Origin of the sequence: Streptomyces sp. NPDC086080, from assembly GCF_044540255.1 — a bacterium.
Lineage (GTDB): Bacteria > Actinomycetota > Actinomycetes > Streptomycetales > Streptomycetaceae > Streptomyces.
In genome coordinates this window covers 64846-83582 of the sequence record NZ_JBITRU010000003.1, presented here as the reverse complement: position 1 = coordinate 83582, position 18737 = coordinate 64846, and the positions used below count along the sequence as shown (strand labels likewise).

The 18737-nt window shown below is 71.2% G+C and carries 16 protein-coding genes; 7 read left to right on the top strand and 9 right to left on the bottom strand.

What is annotated here, in order from left to right:
* The first annotated feature begins 197 nt into the window (after positions 1–197).
* From ACIF9R_RS04505 to ACIF9R_RS04485, 5 genes are all read left to right on the top strand, one after another.
* The gene (locus ACIF9R_RS04505; protein ID WP_399974215.1) at positions 198–1547 is read left to right on the top strand and encodes a DUF2252 domain-containing protein; all 1350 of its coding nucleotides are present in this window, start codon (positions 198–200) and stop codon (positions 1545–1547) included.
* 77 nt (positions 1548–1624) lie between these two features.
* Complete coding sequence (locus ACIF9R_RS04500; RefSeq protein WP_399974212.1) at positions 1625–2332, top strand: hypothetical protein; 708 nt, start codon at positions 1625–1627, stop codon at positions 2330–2332.
* 94 nt (positions 2333–2426) lie between these two features.
* Positions 2427–3239, top strand: a complete 813-nt coding sequence (locus ACIF9R_RS04495) for a DsbA family protein (RefSeq protein WP_399974210.1) — start codon at positions 2427–2429, stop codon at positions 3237–3239.
* A gap of 126 nt (positions 3240–3365) precedes the next feature.
* Positions 3366–3758 (top strand): hypothetical protein, encoded by a 393-nt coding sequence (locus ACIF9R_RS04490; RefSeq protein ID WP_399974207.1) that lies wholly within the window; start codon positions 3366–3368, stop codon positions 3756–3758.
* 98 nt (positions 3759–3856) lie between these two features.
* Positions 3857–5539, top strand: a complete 1683-nt coding sequence (locus ACIF9R_RS04485; RefSeq protein WP_399974204.1) for an alkaline phosphatase D family protein — start codon at positions 3857–3859, stop codon at positions 5537–5539.
* Between the two features lie 28 nt (positions 5540–5567).
* Here the strand turns inward: ACIF9R_RS04485 and ACIF9R_RS04480 are convergent, their stop codons facing one another.
* Positions 5568–6143, bottom strand: coding sequence for a dienelactone hydrolase family protein (locus tag ACIF9R_RS04480; RefSeq protein WP_399974201.1), 576 nt, complete (start codon positions 6141–6143; stop codon positions 5568–5570).
* A gap of 108 nt (positions 6144–6251) precedes the next feature.
* On the opposite strand from ACIF9R_RS04480, the gene ACIF9R_RS04475 reads away from it, so the two are divergent.
* The gene (locus tag ACIF9R_RS04475; RefSeq protein WP_399974198.1) at positions 6252–7376 is read left to right on the top strand and encodes a mechanosensitive ion channel family protein; all 1125 of its coding nucleotides are present in this window, start codon (positions 6252–6254) and stop codon (positions 7374–7376) included.
* Between the two features lie 79 nt (positions 7377–7455).
* Here ACIF9R_RS04475 and ACIF9R_RS04470 read toward each other — a convergent pair whose 3' ends face one another.
* The 6 genes from ACIF9R_RS04470 to ACIF9R_RS04445 all read right to left on the bottom strand — a co-directional run bounded on the left by ACIF9R_RS04470 (position 7456) and on the right by ACIF9R_RS04445 (position 12617).
* Positions 7456–8196, bottom strand: coding sequence for an SDR family NAD(P)-dependent oxidoreductase (locus ACIF9R_RS04470; RefSeq protein WP_399974196.1), 741 nt, complete (start codon positions 8194–8196; stop codon positions 7456–7458).
* 50 nt (positions 8197–8246) lie between these two features.
* Positions 8247–9833, bottom strand: coding sequence for a Na+/H+ antiporter (locus ACIF9R_RS04465; protein ID WP_399974193.1), 1587 nt, complete (start codon positions 9831–9833; stop codon positions 8247–8249).
* A gap of 88 nt (positions 9834–9921) precedes the next feature.
* On the bottom strand, positions 9922–10389 hold the full coding sequence (locus ACIF9R_RS04460; RefSeq protein ID WP_399974190.1) for a GNAT family N-acetyltransferase: 468 nt from the start codon (positions 10387–10389) through the stop codon (positions 9922–9924).
* The gene (locus tag ACIF9R_RS04455) at positions 10386–11330 is read right to left on the bottom strand and encodes an RluA family pseudouridine synthase (protein WP_399974188.1); all 945 of its coding nucleotides are present in this window, start codon (positions 11328–11330) and stop codon (positions 10386–10388) included. The genes ACIF9R_RS04460 and ACIF9R_RS04455 overlap by 4 nt, the downstream gene beginning before the upstream one ends.
* A gap of 52 nt (positions 11331–11382) precedes the next feature.
* Positions 11383–11994, bottom strand: a complete 612-nt coding sequence (lspA, locus tag ACIF9R_RS04450; RefSeq protein ID WP_399974185.1) for a signal peptidase II — start codon at positions 11992–11994, stop codon at positions 11383–11385.
* 65 nt (positions 11995–12059) lie between these two features.
* Entirely contained in the window at positions 12060–12617 is a 558-nt protein-coding gene (locus ACIF9R_RS04445; RefSeq protein ID WP_399974182.1) for a TraR/DksA family transcriptional regulator, read from the bottom strand.
* 1072 nt (positions 12618–13689) lie between these two features.
* On the opposite strand from ACIF9R_RS04445, the gene ileS reads away from it, so the two are divergent.
* The gene (gene ileS, locus ACIF9R_RS04440; RefSeq protein ID WP_399974179.1) at positions 13690–16827 is read left to right on the top strand and encodes an isoleucine--tRNA ligase; all 3138 of its coding nucleotides are present in this window, start codon (positions 13690–13692) and stop codon (positions 16825–16827) included.
* Positions 16828–17163: 336 nt separating this feature from the next.
* Here the strand turns inward: ileS and ACIF9R_RS04435 are convergent, their stop codons facing one another.
* Together ACIF9R_RS04435 and ACIF9R_RS04430 are read right to left on the bottom strand one after the other, a co-directional pair.
* Positions 17164–18378 carry a DivIVA domain-containing protein gene (locus ACIF9R_RS04435; RefSeq protein WP_399974176.1) on the bottom strand — a complete coding sequence of 405 codons (1215 nt, stop codon included), beginning with the start codon at positions 18376–18378 and terminating at the stop codon, positions 17164–17166.
* Positions 18379–18430: 52 nt separating this feature from the next.
* Entirely contained in the window at positions 18431–18721 is a 291-nt protein-coding gene (locus tag ACIF9R_RS04430; protein ID WP_004932337.1) for a YggT family protein, read from the bottom strand.
* Positions 18722–18737 lie beyond the last annotated feature (16 nt).

Genomic DNA, 18737 nt, shown 5'->3' with positions numbered 1-18737 from the left:
AGGGCGGGAGAACGGTCGGCGACGGGTGGGTGGACGGTCCGGGGGACAGCGTCGAAGTCTATGCCCCGGGACTGACACCGGGAGCGTGTCCCCGCGTACCTTCGGGCGGTGGCACGGGCACTCGCGTGACGTGTCACACGTTAGGCAGGGGACGGACCAGCCGTCCCGAAACATCCCGCACCTGGAGGCACACAGCGATGTCGGTCCCGCAGCTCAACGACGAGCACCGCGGTGAGGAGATCCTCGCCGTCCTCGACACCGCCTTCGGCGAACTCCTGGCCGCCGACCCGGCCGCGTTCCGGGTGAAGTTCCGGAAGATGGCCGCCTCGGCGTTCGCCTTCTACCGCGGGACGGCGAGCCTCTTCTACCACGATCTGGACAGCGAGAACGCCGGGCGGGGCGGTGGGAGGATACCCAGCGGACCGTACCTGGACGAGCGCACCTCGCGCGTGTGGATCCACGGCGATCTCCACGCGGAGAACTTCGGCACCTACATGGACTCCAACGGCCGTCTGGTCTTCAACGTCAACGACTTCGACGAGGCCTACGTCGGCCCCTTCACCTGGGACCTCAAGCGCTTCGCCGCCTCCATGGCGCTGATCGGCTACGCGAAGGCGCTCAGCGACGGGCAGATCAGCGAGCTGGTCACCATCTACGCGACCGCCTACCGGGAGCGGATCCACGCGCTGGCCACCGGCGCGAAGAGCGACGAGGTGCCGCCCTTCACCCTGGACACCGCCCAGGGGCCGCTGCTGGACGCGCTGCGCGACGCCCGCTCGCTGACCCGCTTCTCACTGCTGGACTCGATGACGGAGATCCGCGACTTCGAGCGCCGCTTCGCCCCGGGCGGCGGCGCGGTCGAGCTGGACGCCGCCACCCGCTACAAGGTGCTCGCGGCCTTCGACGGCTACCTGGAGACGCTGCCGGACGCGTCGCTGGCCCGCCCGGACTCCTACCGCGTGAAGGACGTCGTGGGCCGCCGCGGCGTCGGCATCGGCTCGGCCGGGCTGCCGTCGTACAACATCCTGCTGGAGGGCCACAGCGACGCCCTGGAGAACGATGTGGTGATCTACATCAAGCAGGCCCAGACCCCGGCGGTGTCCCGGCACATCACCGATCCGGCCGTCCGGGACTACTTCCGGCACGAGGGCCACCGTACGGTGATCTCCCAGCGCGCCCTCCAGGCGCACGCCGACCCGTGGCTGGGCTGGACCGAGCTGGACGGCTCCGGGCAGCTGGTCGCCGAGGTCTCGCCGTACGCCGTGGACCTGGACTGGAGCGACATCGACGACCCGGAGGAGATCGCCCTGGTCGCCGCCGACCTCGGCCGGGCCACGGCGACCATGCACGCGGCGGCGGACGACACCTCCGGCGAGTCCCTGGTGCCGTTCTCCACGGAGCGCGCCATCGACGCCGCGATCGCCGCCGACGAGGATTCCCTGGTCCCCCTCCTGGTGGACTTCGCCCACGACTACGGCGCCCGCGCGCGCGGCGACCACCAGATCTTCCTGGACCTGTTCCGCAACGGCCGGATTCCGGGACTCTAACGATCCGCCCGTCCACCCCGTCCACAGGAACCCTTTAGGGATCCCTTACCGGAGCACGTGACAGACTCGGTCCCGCCATGGACATATTCGGAACCCAGCTCAGAGCCGTCCGCGCGGTGCTGTTCACGGCAGTCGTCGTGACCCTCAGCACCGCGTCGCACGTGCTGCTGTCCGGGGCTCCGCTGCCGTTGAACACGGTGGCCGCGATCGCCGCCGCCGTGTTCCTCCTGGCGTACGCCCTGGCGGGGCGGGAGCGTTCCTTCGGGCGGATCGCCGCCCTGCTGATCCCGCTGGAGCTGGCCGCCGACACGGTCTTCACCACCGGCCAGCACGTCTGCTACGGCCGGATGGGCGGTCCCGTGGCGGGCCCGCTGCGCTCCGTCGGATTCGATGTGCTGTGCGGCGACGGCACCAGTGTGGGCGCCCCGCTCGCCCGGGTCTCCGGGCCCGCCGCCGACGGCGACCGGCTGGGGGTGCTGCTCGCCCAGGCGGACCCGGCCACGGCCTGGATGCTGCTCGGCGCGCACATCGGGGTGGGTCTGTTCGCCGCCGCCTGGCTGCGCCGCGGCGAGCGGGCGCTGGCCCAGCTGCTGAGCGCCGTGGCGGCGACGGCCTCGACGGCGGTCCGGCCGCTGCTGCTGGCGGTCGCCGCCATGACGGTGCGCCGGGTCCCGGCGGTGCTCCCTCCGGCCCGCCCGGTCCGCCGCGTCGCCGTCGTCAGGACCCTGCTCCTCGCGCACTCCCTGGGACGGCGCGGGCCGCCGTGCTCCGCGGCTCTCGCCTGAGGCGATCCCCGCCCCGGCGACCACCCCGAGCACCAGCAGTCCCCCCATACGTATCCCGCACACGAGCGTGTGCGTCCCCCGTGGAGACATCACCATGAGCAAGCGGAACAGCCAGGCGGCGAAGACGGCGGCCCGAGAGCGCCTGCGCGCGGAGCGCGAGCGCGAGGCCAAGCGGGCGAAGGCCAAGCGGCAGATCGTCGTCGCCACCTCCCTCGTCGGTGTCCTCGCGATAGCCGCCGGCGTCGGCTACCTCATCGTCCAGGCGAACAAGCCGAGCGCGTGGGAGGCGGCGGCGGACGCGAAGCTCGTCAAGCCCGCCAACAGCAGCGGCGAGAACGGCACCACGGTCGTCATCGGCAAGCCCGAGGCGAAGAAGACCCTGGAGCTGTACGAGGACCCGCGCTGCCCCGTCTGCGCCACGTTCGAGCAGGGTGTGGGCGAGACGATCGAGAAGGACGTCGAGGACGGCAAGTACAAGATCCGTTTTATCGGCGCCACGTTCCTGGACGACAGTCTGCTCGGAGAGGGCTCCAAGAACGCGCTGAGCGCCTTGGGCGCCGCGCTGGACGTCAGCCCCGAGGCGTTCGTCGCCTACAAGTCCGCGCTCTACTCGGCCGAATACCACCCCGAGGAGAGCGCGGACAAGTTCAAGGACGACGCGTACCTGATCAAGGCCGCGAACACGGTCGACGCCCTGAAGGACAACAAGGAGTTCCAGGCTGACGTCAAGGACGGCACCTTCGACAGGTGGGCCCTGGAGATGTCCAAGACGTTCGACGACAGTGACGTCAAGGGCACGCCGACGCTGAAGATGGACGGCAAGAAGGTCACGGGCGCGGACGGCGAGAACACCCCGATGACCGCCGACGACTTCAAGGCGGCCATCGACAAGGCCCTCAAGGGCTGAGTCACCCCAGGCGCCTGACGCGCAATCAGATGGCGGATGCCTCAGCCTTGAGGCATCCGTCTTTGCGAACGGCCGTTCACGTCCTTAAGATCATCCCCGAATCTGACCAATTCACAAAGGGGAAAAGTGTCACACTTCAGGACTGCGCTGTGCGCACTCGTCGCAGCGGGCGCCGCCGTCACCCTCGCGACGGGGCCTGCGCACGCGGGCACCAACATCTCCGTCCACACGTCGGATCCCTGGCAATCCGGCACAGCCGGCTTCCAGGCCGACGGCGAGAAGGTGACGGTCTGCGACAATCGCGGCGACGGCATGCGGGCAACCGCGATATTCACCTACACGGCTTCGACGGGGAGCAAGCAGGTCAGGGTCTCGGACACCAACGGTTCCGGGAACGGCTGTGCCACCAAGGACTTCGCCATCCCGGAAGGGAACCGTGTGCTGCTGCAGGTCTGCGTCCAGGACGGCGCCCAGGGTGCCCTGCGGCACTGCTCGACCACGAAGGAAGGCAAGGCCTGATCCGGCGGAATCCTGATCCGCCACCCGCCGGATGAAGAACGGGCGAACTTTTCGAGTTCGCCCGTTCTTGCGTGTACCTGTCAGTAGCCTGGGCGGCTGTGACCAGTCGAAGCAGATCATCCGAGAGCCCTGTCTCCGCCACCGCGGACGCCCCCTCCCTCTCCCCGCGCCGCCGTACGGTCGTCAAGGCAGCCGCCGCCACCGCGGCGCTGGCCGGACCGCTCGCCGCCGCCCTGCCCGCCCGGGCGGCCCAGCGGGCCCCCGCCTTCCTGCACGGTGTCGCCTCCGGCGATCCGCTGCCGGACGGTGTCCTGCTGTGGACCCGGGTGACGCCCGTGCCGGAGGCAATACCCGGCTCGGGGCTCGGCCCGGACACCGAGGTGAGCTGGACCGTCGCCCGCGACAAGGCGTTCACCGACATCGTCGCGCAGGGTTCGACCCTCGCCACCGCCGCCTCGGACCACACCGTCAAGGCGGACATCCGCGGCCTGCGGCCGGCCGCCGACTACTGGTTCCGCTTCTCCGCCGGGGGCGCCGACTCCCCCGCCGCCCGCACCCGTACCGCCCCGGCCGCCGACGCGGCCGTGACCGGACTGCGCTTCGGTGTGGTCTCCTGCTCCAACTGGGAGGCAGGGCACTTCTCGGCGTACCGCCATCTCGCGGACCGGGGCGACCTGGACGCCTGGCTGCACCTGGGCGACTACCTCTACGAGTACGCCACCGGCGAGTACGGCACCCGCGGCACCGTCGTACGGGCGCAGGCGCCCGCCCACGAGATCGTCACCCTCGCCGACTACCGCGTGCGGCACGGCCTGTACAAGACCGACCCCGACCTCCAGACGCTGCACGCCACGGCTCCGGTCGTCGCCATCTGGGACGACCACGAGATCGCCAACGACACCTGGTCGGGCGGCGCCGGGAACCACACCGAGGGCGCGGAGGGCAGCTGGGCCGTGCGCCAGGCAGCCGCCAAACAGGCCTACTTCGAGTGGATGCCGGTGCGTCCCGCGCTGGCCGGCACCACCTACCGGCGACTGCGCTTCGGCAGGCTCGCCGATCTGTCCCTGCTGGATCTGCGCTCCTTCCGCTCCCAGCAGGTCTCCACCGGCGACGGTGACGTCGACGACCCGGACCGCACCCTCACCGGACGCGCGCAGCTCGACTGGCTGAAGGCGGGCCTGACGGCATCCGACACCACCTGGCGGCTGGTCGGCACCTCGGTGATGATCTCGCCGTTCTCGGTGGGTTCCCTCCCCGCGAGCCTGCTCAAGCCGCTCGCGAAGCTGCTGGGCCTGCCGCAGGAGGGCCTCGCCCTCAACACCGACCAGTGGGACGGCTACACCGACGACCGCCGTGAACTCCTCGCCCATCTGCGGGCGAACGCGATCCGCAACACGGTCTTCCTCACCGGCGACATCCACATGGCGTGGGCCAACGACGTGCCGGTGAACGCCGGCACCTATCCGCTGTCGCCCTCGGCCGCCACCGAGTTCGTCGTCACCTCGGTCACCTCCGACAACCTCGACGACATCGTCAAGGTCCCCGAGGGCACCGTCACCGCGCTCGCCTCCCCGCTGATCCGGGCCGCCAACCGCCATGTCCACTGGGTCGACACCGACCGTCACGGCTACGGGGTCCTGGACATCACCGCCGAGCGGGCGCAGATGGACTACTACGTGCTCTCCAGCCGCACACGCGCGGACGCCACGTCCACGTGGGCCCGCTCCTACCGCACCCGCAGCGGCACGCAGCAGGCCGAGCGCGTCCACGACCCCGTCTGACCGGCCCGCTCCGGCCGGTCCGGGCCCGTCAGCCGTCCAGCGACTCGAGGAAGCCGAGAGCCACCCGCCAGGTGGCCTCGGCGGCCTCCCCGTCGTAGTCCGGCAGGGCGGGATCGGTGTAGAGGTGGCCGGCGCCCGCGTACCGGTACACCTCGACGTCGGCGCCGGCCCGGCCCATCCGCAGGTACCAGGCGGTGAGCCAGTCGTCGGTCTCGAACGGGTCCGGCTCGGCGACATGCAGCTGCACCGGCAGCTCGTCCACCGTGACGTTCTCCGCGAGGTCCGACGTGCCGTGCAGCAGGAGCAGTCCGCGCGCCTTGTCGTCGCCGAGGGCCAGCGTCTGGGCGACGGAGGCGCCGAAGGAGAAGCCCGCGTACACCAGCCCGCGGTCCGCGTAGGGTGCCGCCGCCAGCACGGCCCGCTTCAGCAGTTCGTCCCTGCCGGTCTCCTCCGTGTACGCCATGCCCTCCTCGACCGTGTCGAACGTACGGCCCTGGAACAGGTCGGGCGTCCACACCTCGTGTCCGGCCGCGCGCAGCCGGTCGGCGGCCGCGGCCACCGCGGGCCGGGGACCGTAGGTCGAGTGAAAGAGCATGATGTTCATGCCGCCCATCGTGCCAGCAGGGTGTGACCACTCCGGATCGCGGCACTGCACGCGTCGGCGCGCAAGTCACATGTTCATGCCCGCGCGGAGCCGGTTAGGTTCGAAGGCATGGATGACGTGCTCCGCCCATTGATCGTGGTCGGCGGCTCGGTCGTGCTCACGCTGCTGCTCGGCTGGGCCACCGACCTGCTGCTGCGCAAGGCCGACCAACGCCACCACGAGACTCCGCTGTGGGGCCTGCTGCGCCGTGCCCGCGTTCCCTACCAGCTGGTGATCTGGGCGGCGCTGCTCAGAGGCTCCTACGACGAGGCCCGGCTGCTGCCGGACCACGAGGTCGGCATCGGCAGGGTGCTGTCGCTGGTGCTGATCGGATCGGCCGCCTGGCTGGCGGTCCGGATCGCGCTCGCGGTCGTGGAGGCCTCGTACGCGCGCTACGCCAGCACCCACCGTGAGCGGGACCCCGCCCGGGTCCGCCGGGTCCGCACCCAGGTGACGCTGATCCAGCGGGTGGTGACGGCGGTCGTCGGGGTGATGGCCGTGGCCGCCATGCTGCTGACCTTCCCGGCGATGCGCGCGGCCGGGGCCTCACTGCTGGCCTCGGCCGGAATCCTCGGCATCGTCGCCGGTGTGGCCGCCCAGTCCACGCTGAGCAACATGTTCGCCGGGCTGCAGATCGCCTTCGGCGACATGGTGCGCATCGGCGACACGGTGATCGTGGACGGCGAGTGGGGCACGGTCGAGGAGATCACACTGACCTTCCTGACCGTGCGCACCTGGGACGAGCGCCGGATCACCATGCCGGTGTCGTACTTCACGTCCAAGCCGTTCGAGAACTGGTCGCGCGGCACACCGCAGATGACGGGCATCGTCCTCTGGCACCTCGACCATTCGGCCCCGCTGGACGCGATGCGCGACAAGCTCCGTGACATCCTCCGGGAGTGCCCGGCCTGGGACGGCCGCACCTACAACCTGACCGTGACGGACAGCACCCCGAGCACCATGGAGGTGCGGGCCCTGGCGACGGCGAAGGACGCGGACGACATCTGGACGGTGCGGGTCACGGTCCGCGAGCAGATGATCCGCTGGCTGGCCGCCGAGCACCCCTACGCCCTGCCCCGGGTCAACGCCGCCGACGCGGTGCTGCCGCCCGCCCTGAACGGCCACCGCTCGCCCGACGGGGTACCGGGCATACCGGCGGCCCGGCGGGTGCACCAGCATCCGAGGGAGCGCTGAACCGTCCCAGCCGAGCCGTCTCCAGGGCTGTCGTCCCGCTCCCGTCCGCCCCGCGGCGACGGGAGTGGGACGACAGCCGCTAGTGACCGCGTTCGGCGCCGCCGTTGACCTGGACGATCTGTGAGGTGATGTGTCCGGCGCCCGGGGAGGCGAGCCAGTGCAGGGTCGCCGCGACGTCCCCGGGCGTCCCCACGCGCTTGTTCGACGTCTCCGCGGCCAGCGCGGCCCGCCGCTCCTCCCCGATGCCGTCACCGAAGAACCCGGTGTCCTCGATGTAGCCGGGCGCGACCACGTTCACGGTGATCCCGTGCGGTCCCAGCTCCCGTGCCAGATGGTGGGCGTACGGGTGCAGCGACGCCTTGGCCGCCGCGTACGGAACCCGTCCGGAGCCCCGGAAGGCGGCGATGGAGCTGAGGAACAGCACCCGCCCGCCCGGTTCGGCGAGCCGGTCCCTCAGGGCTTCCGTGAGGAGCACGGCGGTCAGCACATTGAGCCGGAAGGTGACGGTCCACTCGCGGGCCACCGTGTCGAGCGGATCGTCGCCGCCGACCGGGGGTTCGAGCAGCCCGTTGCCCCCGGCGGAGTGGATCAGGACATCCACGGCGCCGAACTCCCGGCCCACGAAACCGGCCACGCCCCGTACGGCCTCCGGGTCGGCCAGATCGGCGGCGTGGGTCAGGGCGCCCGGCACCTGAGCACGTTCCAGTACGTCCCCGCGCCGCCCGAGCAGCAGCACCCGGTCCCCGTCGGCGGCGAACACCCGCGCGGTGGCCAGTCCGATCCCGGTACCGCCCCCGCTGATCACAACGTTGCGCGTCATGCCCAGACCCTACGAAGGGAATGCCGCCGGCGGCGGTAACCCCGCGGGACTCACCGCAGACTGCGCACGTCCAGATGGCGCAGCACCCGGTCCACCACCTCGGGGTCGGCGCCCTGTTCGCTGCGCGCCGTCAGCACCTCGTGCCGGGCGGCGCTCAGCATCTCTCCCTCGATCCGCCGCACCCGCTTCAGCCGCAGCGCCCGCTGCCGGTACGCCTCCCGCCGCTCGTCCTCCGCCAGGTCCGGGCTGATGCGCATCCCGATGTCGAACGACCTGCGCAGCATCTGCTCGGACAGGTCCTCGGGAAGGTCCTCGACCTGTTCGATCTCCCGCAGCCTGTGCTTGGCCGCCTTCGCCGCCCGGACCGCCGGCTGCCGCTCGAACTCCTTCTCGCGCACGGAGTCACCCCGTACCCCGAGCCGGTTCACCAGCCACGGCAGGGTCAGTCCCTGGACCAGCAGCGTCGCCAGCACCACACCGAACGCGATGAACACGATCTCGCCCCGCGCGGGGAAGTCGCCGCCGCCGTCGGTCTCCAGCGGAATGGCGAGGGCCAGCGCCACGGACGCCACCCCGCGCATGCCCGACCACCACATCACCACGGTCTCGCGCCAGCTCACCGGGATGTCCTCGCCGATGTCCCGCGCGGTGTGCAGCCGCTTGGTCAGCCAGGTCGCCGGCAGCAGCCACGCCAGCCGGACGAGGACGACCACACCGACGACCGCCGCCGCCCAGGTGAGCAGCTCGCCCCAGTGGCCGGCCGCGGTGTCGACCGCGTTGTGCAGTTCGAGACCGACCAGCCCGAAGGCGACACCGGTGACGAGGGTGTCGACGATGTCCCAGAAGGTGTGCCCGGCGAGCCGGGCCATGACATCGTCGGCGTCCGTGGCGTACTCCACGAGGAACAGCGCGGTGACGAGCACCCCGAGGACGCCCGAACCGTGCAGTTCCTCGGCCAGGACGTAGGAGGCGAACGGCACCAGCAGGGTCAGGCCGACCTGCAGGGTCGGGTCGCCGAGCAGTCCTATCGCCTTGTTGGTGCCCCAGCCGAGGACGAGACCGACCGCGATCGCGACCACCGCCGACAGCACCAGGTCGAGACCGGCCCGCCAGGGCGAGAAGGTGCCGCTCACGGCGGCGGCGATCGCCACGTGGTAGAGCACGATGGCCGTGACGTCGTTGAAGAGCCCCTCACCCTCCAGGATCGACACCAGCCGGCGCGGCAGCCCCAGCTTTCCGGCGACGGCGGTCGCCGCGATCGGGTCGGGCGGCGCGACCAGGGCGCCGAGGGCGACGGCGGCGGCCAGTGGCAGTCCCGGCACGATCGCGTGGGCCACGACGGCCACGCACAGGGTGGTGACGAAGACCAGCGCCACGGCCAGCAGGAGGATCGGCCGGACGTTCGCCGCGAACTGGCGCCAGGACGTGCGGCGCACGGCGGCGTAGAGCAGGGGCGGCAGCAGCAGCGGAAGGATCAGCTCCGGCGGGACCTCGACGTTCGGGACGAACTCCAGCAGCGCCAGGACGCTTCCGAGGACCGTCATCAGCACCGGCGCCGGCAGCCTCAGCCGCTCCCCGACGGGAACGCTCACCACCGCCCCGAGCAGCAGGACGAACAGCAGGGCCAACTGATCCACGGTCAGTGCTCCCAGGGGGTCGACGATCGGTCAGCGGAGTCCAGCCTGCCACGCCGACCGCCCCCACCAGGGCGTTCGCCGACCGGGGCTACAGCGCGCGCCGCATGGCCCGGTGCGGCATCCCGGCGTCCGGGAACTCCGGTCCGTAGGCCTCGTACCCCAGGCGCTCGTAGAAACTCAGGGCGTGGGTCTGGGCGTGCAGATCGACTGCGGTGAGGCCCCGGCCGCGGGCCGCATCCTCGATGGCCCGTACCAGGGCCGCGCCGACGCCGAGGCCCCGCGCCCGACGCGTCACCGCGAGCCTGCCCAGGGAGCCGACGGCCGGGTCGCCGCCGTTCCTCGCCGCGGCGGCCGTCCCGTGCAGCAGGCGTCCGGTGCCGAGCGGTGTGCCGTCCCGCGCGACCGCCAGCACATGCACGGCGCCGGCGTCGTGGGCGTCGTACTCGATGTCCTCGGGGACACCCTGCTCGGCGACGAAGACGTCCTTGCGCACGGCGAAGCAGGCCTCGCGGTCGGCGGGCCCCTCCGCGACCCGGACGACGTAGGGGTCGCTCATGCGTAGGTTTCCTCGCGGACCTGGTCGAGCGCCTGCTGCAGGTCGTCCGGGTAGTCGCAGGAGAACTCCGCCCACTGCCCGTCGCCGGGGTGCTCGAAGCCCAGCCGCACGGCGTGCAGCCACTGGCGGGTCAGGCCGAGCCGCTTGGCGAGCGTCGGGTCGGCGCCGTAGGTGAGGTCGCCGACGCAGGGGTGCCGGTGGGCGGCCATGTGGACGCGGATCTGGTGGGTGCGGCCGGTCTCCAGCTTGACGTCGAGCAGGGACGCGGCGCGGAAGGCCTCGATGAGGTCGTAGTGGGTGACGGACGGTTTGCCGTCGGCGGTGACCGCCCATTTGTAGTCGTGCTGCGGGTGCCGGCCGATGGGGGCGTCGATGGTGCCGCTGGTGGGGTCGGGGTGGCCCTGGACCAGCGTGTGGTAGCGCTTGTCGACCGTGCGCTCCTTGAACTGGCGCTTCAGTGACGTGTACGCGTACTCCGACTTGGCGACGACCATCAGCCCGGAGGTGCCGACGTCGAGTCGGTGCACGATGCCCTGGCGCTCGGCGGCGCCGGAGGTCGAGATGCGGTACCCGGCGGCGGCCAGGCCGCCGATCACCGTCGGGCCGGTCCAGCCCGGCGAGGGGTGCGCGGCGACGCCGACCGGCTTGACGATCACGACCACGTCGTCGTCGTCGTGCACGATCTCCATGCCCTCGACCGGCTCGGCGACGACCTGGACCGGCGCGGGCGCCTGCGGCATCTCCACCTCGAGCCAGGCGCCGCCGCTGACCCGCTCGGACTTGCCGACCACCGATCCGTCGACCGTGACCTTCCCCCCCGCGGCGAGCTCGGCCGCCTTGGTGCGGGAGAAGCCGAACATGCGGGAGATGGCGGCGTCGACGCGCTCGCCCTCCAGGCCGTCGGGTACGGGCAGGGTCCGGATCTCGGGAATCGTACTCACCCGTCGAGTATGCCGGACGGGCCCGGCACTCCCGTACGAGAGTCCGGACCCCTCAGTCCTTGTGGACGGTCCCGTCCGGGTCGAGGCCCCGGAACGACAGCAGCACGATCAGGATGCCGCCGCACACGATCGCCGAGTCCGCCAGATTGAACACGGCGAAGTGCTTGGGCGCGATGAAGTCGACGACCGCGCCCTCGAAGACGCCCGGCGCACGGAAGATCCGGTCGGTGAGGTTGCCGAGGGCGCCGCCGAGCAGCAGGCCCAGCGCGAGCGCCCAGGGCAGGCTGTAGAGCTTGCGGGCGAGGCGGATGATCACGACGATCACGGCTGCCGCGATCACCGTGAAGATCACGGTGAAGGCCTCGCCGAAGCCGAAGGCGGCGCCCGCGTTGCGGATGGCCTCGAACCTCAGCCAGTCCCCGACGATCTCGATCGGTTCATGGTGCTCCAGCTTGGCGACCACGATCATCTTGCTGATCAGATCGAGGGCATAGGCGAAGACCGCGACGGCGAACAGCACGGCGACCCGCCGCTTGCCGCGGGGCCGCTCGGCCTCCGCCGCCGTCCCTTCGGTGCCGGTCCGCTCCTGTGCGTCCCGGTCCCGCCCGTCCCGGTCCGCGTCCGGTGTGTCCGGCGTACCGATGATGCGCTCCGCCTCTGCCACGTGAGTCCCTCAGCCTAGGTACCTGACTGAGCACGAGGGTACGGCACGGCCCGCACGGCCGCCGATCAGTACCTGCGCTCCTGCTTCTGCTTGCACTCCACGCACAGGGTGGCCCGCGGGAAGGCCTGCATACGGGCCTTGCCGATCGCGTTGCCGCAGTTCTCGCACAGCCCGTAGGTGCCGGCGTCGAGGCGCTGGAGGGCCCGTTCGAACTGGCTGAGCATCTCGCGCGCGTTGGCGGCGAGCGAGAGTTCGTGTTCGCGTGTGATGTTCTTGGTGCCGGTGTCGGCGTCGTCGTCGCCCGCGCCGTCGCCGGAGTCCCGCATCAGGCCAGCCAGCGCCTGCTCCGAGTTGGTGATCTCCTCGCGCAGCCGCAGCACCTCGGACAGCAGCTCGGCCCGCGCGTCCTCGGCCTCTTGTGCCGTCCAGGGCTCCTCGCCCGGACGCACCGCGAGCTCGCCCGGCTCCACCGCGCCGATCCGGGCCTTGGGTACGGCGGTCGTCGCCGCCGTGGCCGCCGTGGCCGCCGGGCCAGGGGTCTTCTTCGCACCCACTGTCGTCACTCCCGTCTGCGCCGCGGCCTCGGCCGCGTCCGCGTCGTCGGCCGCGCTGTGCCCGGCCACATCCTGAGCGGACCCACTGGGCCCGACAGCGCCCTCGCGCTGCTCCCCCGCTACGGCGGCGGTCCTCTCCCCGACTGCCTTCTGCCCCGTTTCCCCGCCGGCTGCCCTCCGCGTGGCAGCCTTCCTGGCCGACGTGCCCCTCGCCGCGCTCCCGGCCGCCGTCTTCGGCGGCACCTCTCCGGCGGGTGACCGCGGCTCGGACACCGAGCGGTCCGACGCCTTCCCCGCCTTCCCCGCCTTCCCTGCCTTCCCGGCGGGCGCCTTCTTGGAGGCTGTCTTCTTGGCAGACGCCTTCTTGCCCGCCGCTTTCCTCGCGGCCGCCGACCGAGCCGGTGCTGCCGGTTGCGCCGTCGCCGTCCGCTTGCCCGCCGCCTCCGCGGAGGGCGCCCGCTTCCGGCCGGTGGTCCTCCCGGCCGGCGGGGTCTTCTCCGGGGTCGGCTTCACCTCCGGGTCTGCCTGCGCCGCGCCCCGCGCGGTCCTCTTCGCCACCATGGCCGCGACCCCTTCACATAGGGTGATCTTGCGCGCGAATCGTGCTGGGACGATAAATCGACCCGGGTCCGGCGGCAACGGGGCGCACCGCCCCGTTCCCCCGCCCCGCGGACGCCGCGCGGCGAGCCTGCATCCGTTGTGCCCAGCTCCCCGCCGGGTATGCCGCCCACGCGGACGTCCCGGGATCCGAAAACGCATACCAGGCCATTCGGTGCAATCGTTTCGTATGTCCACGAGAAAAGCGGTCGGCCGCTGTCCGCGCCGCGCCGTACACTGGGCGGAGCGAAAAGCGTGGATGGGGACGAGTAGCGGCGTACGCAGCCAAGAGCGACCCGGGGACGGTGTGAGCCCGGGGGTGAGCGCGACGTGAAGATCACCCCGGAGCCGCCGGAGGAAAGCCGTGAGCGCGGCGAGTAGAACCGGCATCGCGACCCCAATGAGGGGGCTCACCGGAGCAGGCGTCACACCGGGGAGCCAAGGAGGGTGGTACCGCGGGAGCGCGCCGACAGCGGCGCAGAGATCGAAACAGCTCTCGTCCCTCCGGACGGAAGGCAGCAAGTCCGCCGGAGGAAGCCCGCTGATGACATCGCCGACGTACCGCCAGGTACCCGCCCAGGTCGACCTGCCCGCGCTCGAACACGCGGTGCTCGACTTCTGGCGCGAGCAGAAGATCTTCACCAAGAGCCTGGAGCAGTCCGAGGGCCGCCCCGAGTGGGTGTTCTACGAGGGCCCGCCCACCGCCAACGGCATGCCCGGCGCGCACCACATCGAGGCCCGCGTCTTCAAGGACGTCTTCCCCCGCTTCCGCACCATGCGCGGCTACCACGTGGCCCGCAAGGCCGGCTGGGACTGCCACGGCCTCCCGGTGGAGCTGGCGGTGGAGAAGGAGCTCGGCTTCTCCGGCAAGCAGGACATCGAGGCGTACGGCATCGCCGAGTTCAACGCGAAGTGCCGCGAGTCGGTGACCCGCCACACCGACGCCTTCGAAGAGCTCACGACCCGCATGGGTTACTGGGCCGACCTCCAGGACCCGTACCGCACGATGGACCCGGAGTACATCGAGTCCGTCTGGTGGTCCCTGAAGGAGATCTTCGGCAAGGGCCTGCTGGTCCAGGACCACCGCGTCGCCCCCTGGTGCCCCCGCTGCGGCACCGGCCTGTCCGACCACGAGCTGGCGCAGGGCTACGAGACGGTCGTCGACCCGTCGGTCTTCGTCCGCTTCCCGCTCACCTCCGGCCCGCTGGCCGGCGAGGCCGCACTCCTGGTGTGGACGACCACGCCCTGGACCCTGGTGTCCAACACGGCCGTCGCCGCCCACCCCGAGGTCACCTACGTCGTCGCCACCAACGGCGAGGAGCGGCTGGTCGTCGCCGAGCCGCTGCTCGGCAAGGCCCTCGGCGAGGGCTGGGAGACCACCGGCAGGTCGTTCACCGGCGCCGAGATGGAGCGCTGGACGTACCGGCGCCCCTTCGAGCTGGTGGAGTTCTCCGAGCCGGCGCACTACGTGGTGAACGCCGAGTACGTCACCACCGAGGACGGTACGGGCCTGGTCCACCAGTCCCCCGCCTTCGGTGAGGACGACCTCAAGGTCTGCCGCGCCTACGGTCTGCCCGTCGTCAACCCGGTCCGCCCCGACGGCACCTTCGAGGAGGACCTCCCCCTGGTCGGCGGCGTCTTCTTCAAGAAGGCCGACGAGAAGCTCACCGAGGACCTCCAGCAGCGCGGCCTGCTCTTCCGGCACGTCCCGTACGAGCACAGCTACCCGCACTGCTGGCGCTGCCACACCGCGCTGCTCTACTACGCACAGCCGTCCTGGTACATCCGCACCACGGCGGTGAAGGACGCGCTGCTGCGGGAGAACGAGAAGACCAACTGGTTCCCGGACACGGTCAAGCACGGCCGCTACGGCGACTGGCTGAACAACAACATCGACTGGGCGCTGTCCCGCAACCGCTACTGGGGTACCCCGCTGCCCATCTGGCGCTGCGAGGACGACCACCTCACGGTCGTCGGTTCCCGCGCGGAGCTCACCGAACTGACCGGCACGGACCAGTCCGGCCTCGATCCGCACCGCCCGTACATCGACGAGGTCACCTTCGCCTGCCCGAGCTGCGCGAAGACGGCCACGCGCGTGCCGGAGGTCATCGACGCCTGGTACGACTCGGGTTCGATGCCGTTCGCGCAGTGGGGCTACCCGTACAAGAACAAGGAACTGTTCGAGACCCGCTATCCGGCGCAGTTCATCTGCGAGGCCATCGACCAGACCCGCGGCTGGTTCTACACGCTGATGGCCATCGGCACCCTGGTCTTCGACAAGTCGTCGTACGAGAACGTGGTCTGCCTGGGCCACATCCTCGCCGAGGACGGCCGCAAGATGTCCAAGCACCTGGGCAACATCCTGCAGCCGATCCCGCTGATGGACCGTCACGGCGCGGACGCGGTCCGCTGGTTCATGGCGGCCGGCGGCTCGCCGTGGGCGGCCCGCAGGGTGGGTCACGGCACCATCCAGGAGGTCGTCCGCAAGACGCTGCTGACGTACTGGAACACGGTCGCCTTCCAGGCCCTGTACGCCCGTACGTCGAACTGGGCGCCGAGCGAGGCCGATCCGGCCCCCGCCGACCGTCCCGTGCTCGACCGCTGGCTGCTGTCCGAACTGCACGCCCTCACCGACCAGGTGACGCGGGCCCTGGACAGCTACGACACGCAGCGGGCCGGCAAGCTGCTGTCCGCGTTCGTCGACGACCTGTCCAACTGGTACGTCCGCCGCTCGCGCCGCCGCTTCTGGCAGGGCGACAAGGCCGCGCTGCGCACCCTGCACGAGGTCGTGGAGACGGTCACCAAGCTGATGGCCCCGCTGACCCCGTTCATCACCGAGCGGGTCTGGCAGGACCTGATCGTCCCGGTGACCCCGGGCGCGCCCGAGTCGGTGCACCTGTCCTCCTGGCCCGAGGCGGACCTGTCCGTGATCGACCCGGAGCTGTCGAAGCAGATGGCGCTGGTGCGCCGGCTGGTCGAGCTGGGCCGGGCCACGCGCGCGGAGTCGGGGGTGAAGACCCGGCAGCCGCTCAGGCGGGCCCTGATCGCGGCGGGCGGCTTCGACCGCCTCGCCCCCGAGCTGCACACCCAGATCACCGAGGAGCTGAACGTCGAGTCGCTGGCGTCACTGTCCGAGGTGGGCGGCTCGCTGGTGGACACCACGGCGAAGGCCAACTTCCGTGCGCTGGGCAAGCGGTTCGGCAAGCGGGTCCAGGACGTCGCCAAGGCGGTCGCGAACGCGGACGCCGCCGCGCTGTCCCTGGCGCTGCGCGAGGGCGACGCCTCCGTGGAGGTCGACGGTGAGACGATCGCCCTCACCCCGGACGAGGTGATCATCACGGAGACCCCGCGCGAGGGCTGGTCGGTGGCGTCCGACGCGGGTGCCACGGTGGCCCTCGACCTGGAGATCACCGAGGAGCTGCGCCGCGCCGGCCTCGCCCGGGACGCGATCCGGCTGATCCAGGAGGCCCGCAAGAACAGCGGTCTCGACGTGGCCGACCGCATCGCCCTGCGCTGGACCGCCACGGACCCGGCGACAGACGCCGCGCTGGCGGAGCACGCGGAACTGATCGCCGACGAGGTCCTGGCGACGGACTTCGCCCGCGGTGAGGCCGACGACACATACGGTGCCCCGTTCACCGACGACGGGTTGTCGCTGACGTTCCGCCTGCGCAAGGCGTAAAGCACCGGCTGAGTCCCGCGCCCCCTAGGGGCGCGAGGCGGTGTCGGCATGCGGCTCCGACGCGTGCGCGCGACCAGTCACCCTCAGCCCCTCGATCGCCCGGCCTCCCGCCCGCGCAGACGGGAAGGCACACACCGAAGGCCGGGGTCCACCAAGATTCTTGGTGGACCCCGGCCTTCGGCATTGCGTGCGTCGGACACAACACCCCGTCCCGAACAAACACACCGAACCCGCCCGAACCGAGCACAGCGAAAGGGCGGGGCCCCGGGTTGGTGAACCCGGGGCCCCGCCCTGAACGCTGCCGACTGCTACGCCGTACTCATGGCCACAAGGCCGTCAGTTGTCGTCCTCGTCGATCAGGAAGCCGCGCATCGGCGAGGGTGCCTGGCCCATCGGCGACGGTCCCTGCGGACGTACCGGCGCCATGGGCTGGGTCATCGCCGGCTGCATCTGCTGCTGACCGCCGCCGTAGGACGGACCGCCCTGGCCGACCGGACCGCCGCCCATCGCCGGGTTGCCGCCATAGGACGGGGCACCGGCCGGAGCCATCGAGGGCGCCGGGGACGGCGGCAGCGACGGAGCAGCGCTCGCGGGCTGGCGCGACGGGGCGAGCGAGTCGTCCGCCTGGGTCTCCAGCTGACGCAACTGGGACTCCAGGTAGGACTTCAGCCGCGTGCGGTACTCGCGCTCGAAGCCGCGCAGGTCCTCGACCTTGCGCTCCAGCGTGGCGCGGGCGGACTCCAGGGAGCCCATCGCGACGCGGTGCTTCTCCTGCGCGTCCCGCTCCAGGGCGTCGGCCTTGGCACGGGCGTCCCGCTCGAGGCCCTCGGCACGCGAACGCGCCTCACCCACGATCTTGTTGGCCTCGGAACGGGCCTCCGCGATCGCCTGGTCTGCGGTCTGCTGGGCCAGCGACAGCACCCGCGCGGCGCTGTCGCCGCCGGGGCCCTGACCGGGCATACCGGGACCGCCCATGGGACCACCCATGGGACCGCCCATCGGGCCACCGGGACCCATCTGCCCCTGCATCGGGCCGCCCTGGCCCATCGGACCGTGCCCCTGACCCATGGGGCCGGGGCCCTGCGGACCGCCCTGTCCGCCGGGGCCGGCGGGCAGCTGGGGAGCACCGCTCGGCAGCTGGGGCGGACCACCCATGGGGCCACCCATCTGCTGCTGCGGCGGGCCCGATATGCCGGCGGGCACCGGACCACCGGGACCCCGCATGCCCTGCTGGGGCATTCCCTGCGGGGGCATCCCCTGCTGAGGCATGCCCTGCGGAGGCATCCCCTGCTGGGGCATCCCCTGGGGCGGTCCCTGCTGTTGCTGCTGATCCTGCGGCTCGGGAGGCTTGCGCATGTTCTGCTGGTTCTGGGCAGCGGCGCGCGTGGCCGCGGCCAGCTTGGCACGCAGGTCCTCGTTCTCGCGGAGCAGGCGCGTCAGTTCGGCTTCGACCTCGTCGAGGAAGGCATCGACCTCGTCCTCGTCATAGCCTTCTCGGAGGCGGACGGTCGTGAACTGCTTGTTCCGCACGTCCTCGGGGGTCAACGGCATCTCTTCACCTCAACGTAGTCATCGGCAGTCGGCAAGACCGTATCGTCCACAGTCACCTCGCGAGATTGCCCACGATCGAGATCAGGATGTAGACGATGATCATCAGGACGAAGAAGGACAGGTCTAGCGCCACGCCCCCGAGACGCAGCGGCGGGATGAACCGCCGCAGAAGCTTCAGCGGTGGATCGGTGACAGTGTAGGTGGCCTCCAGGACGACCACCATCGCCTTGCCGGGTTGCCATGAGCGGGCGAACTGGAACACATAGTCCATGACCAACCGGAAGATGAGCACGATGAGGAACACCATCAGCGCGATGTAGATCACCTGCGCGAACACGCTCATGGCCTGCTTTTCCCTC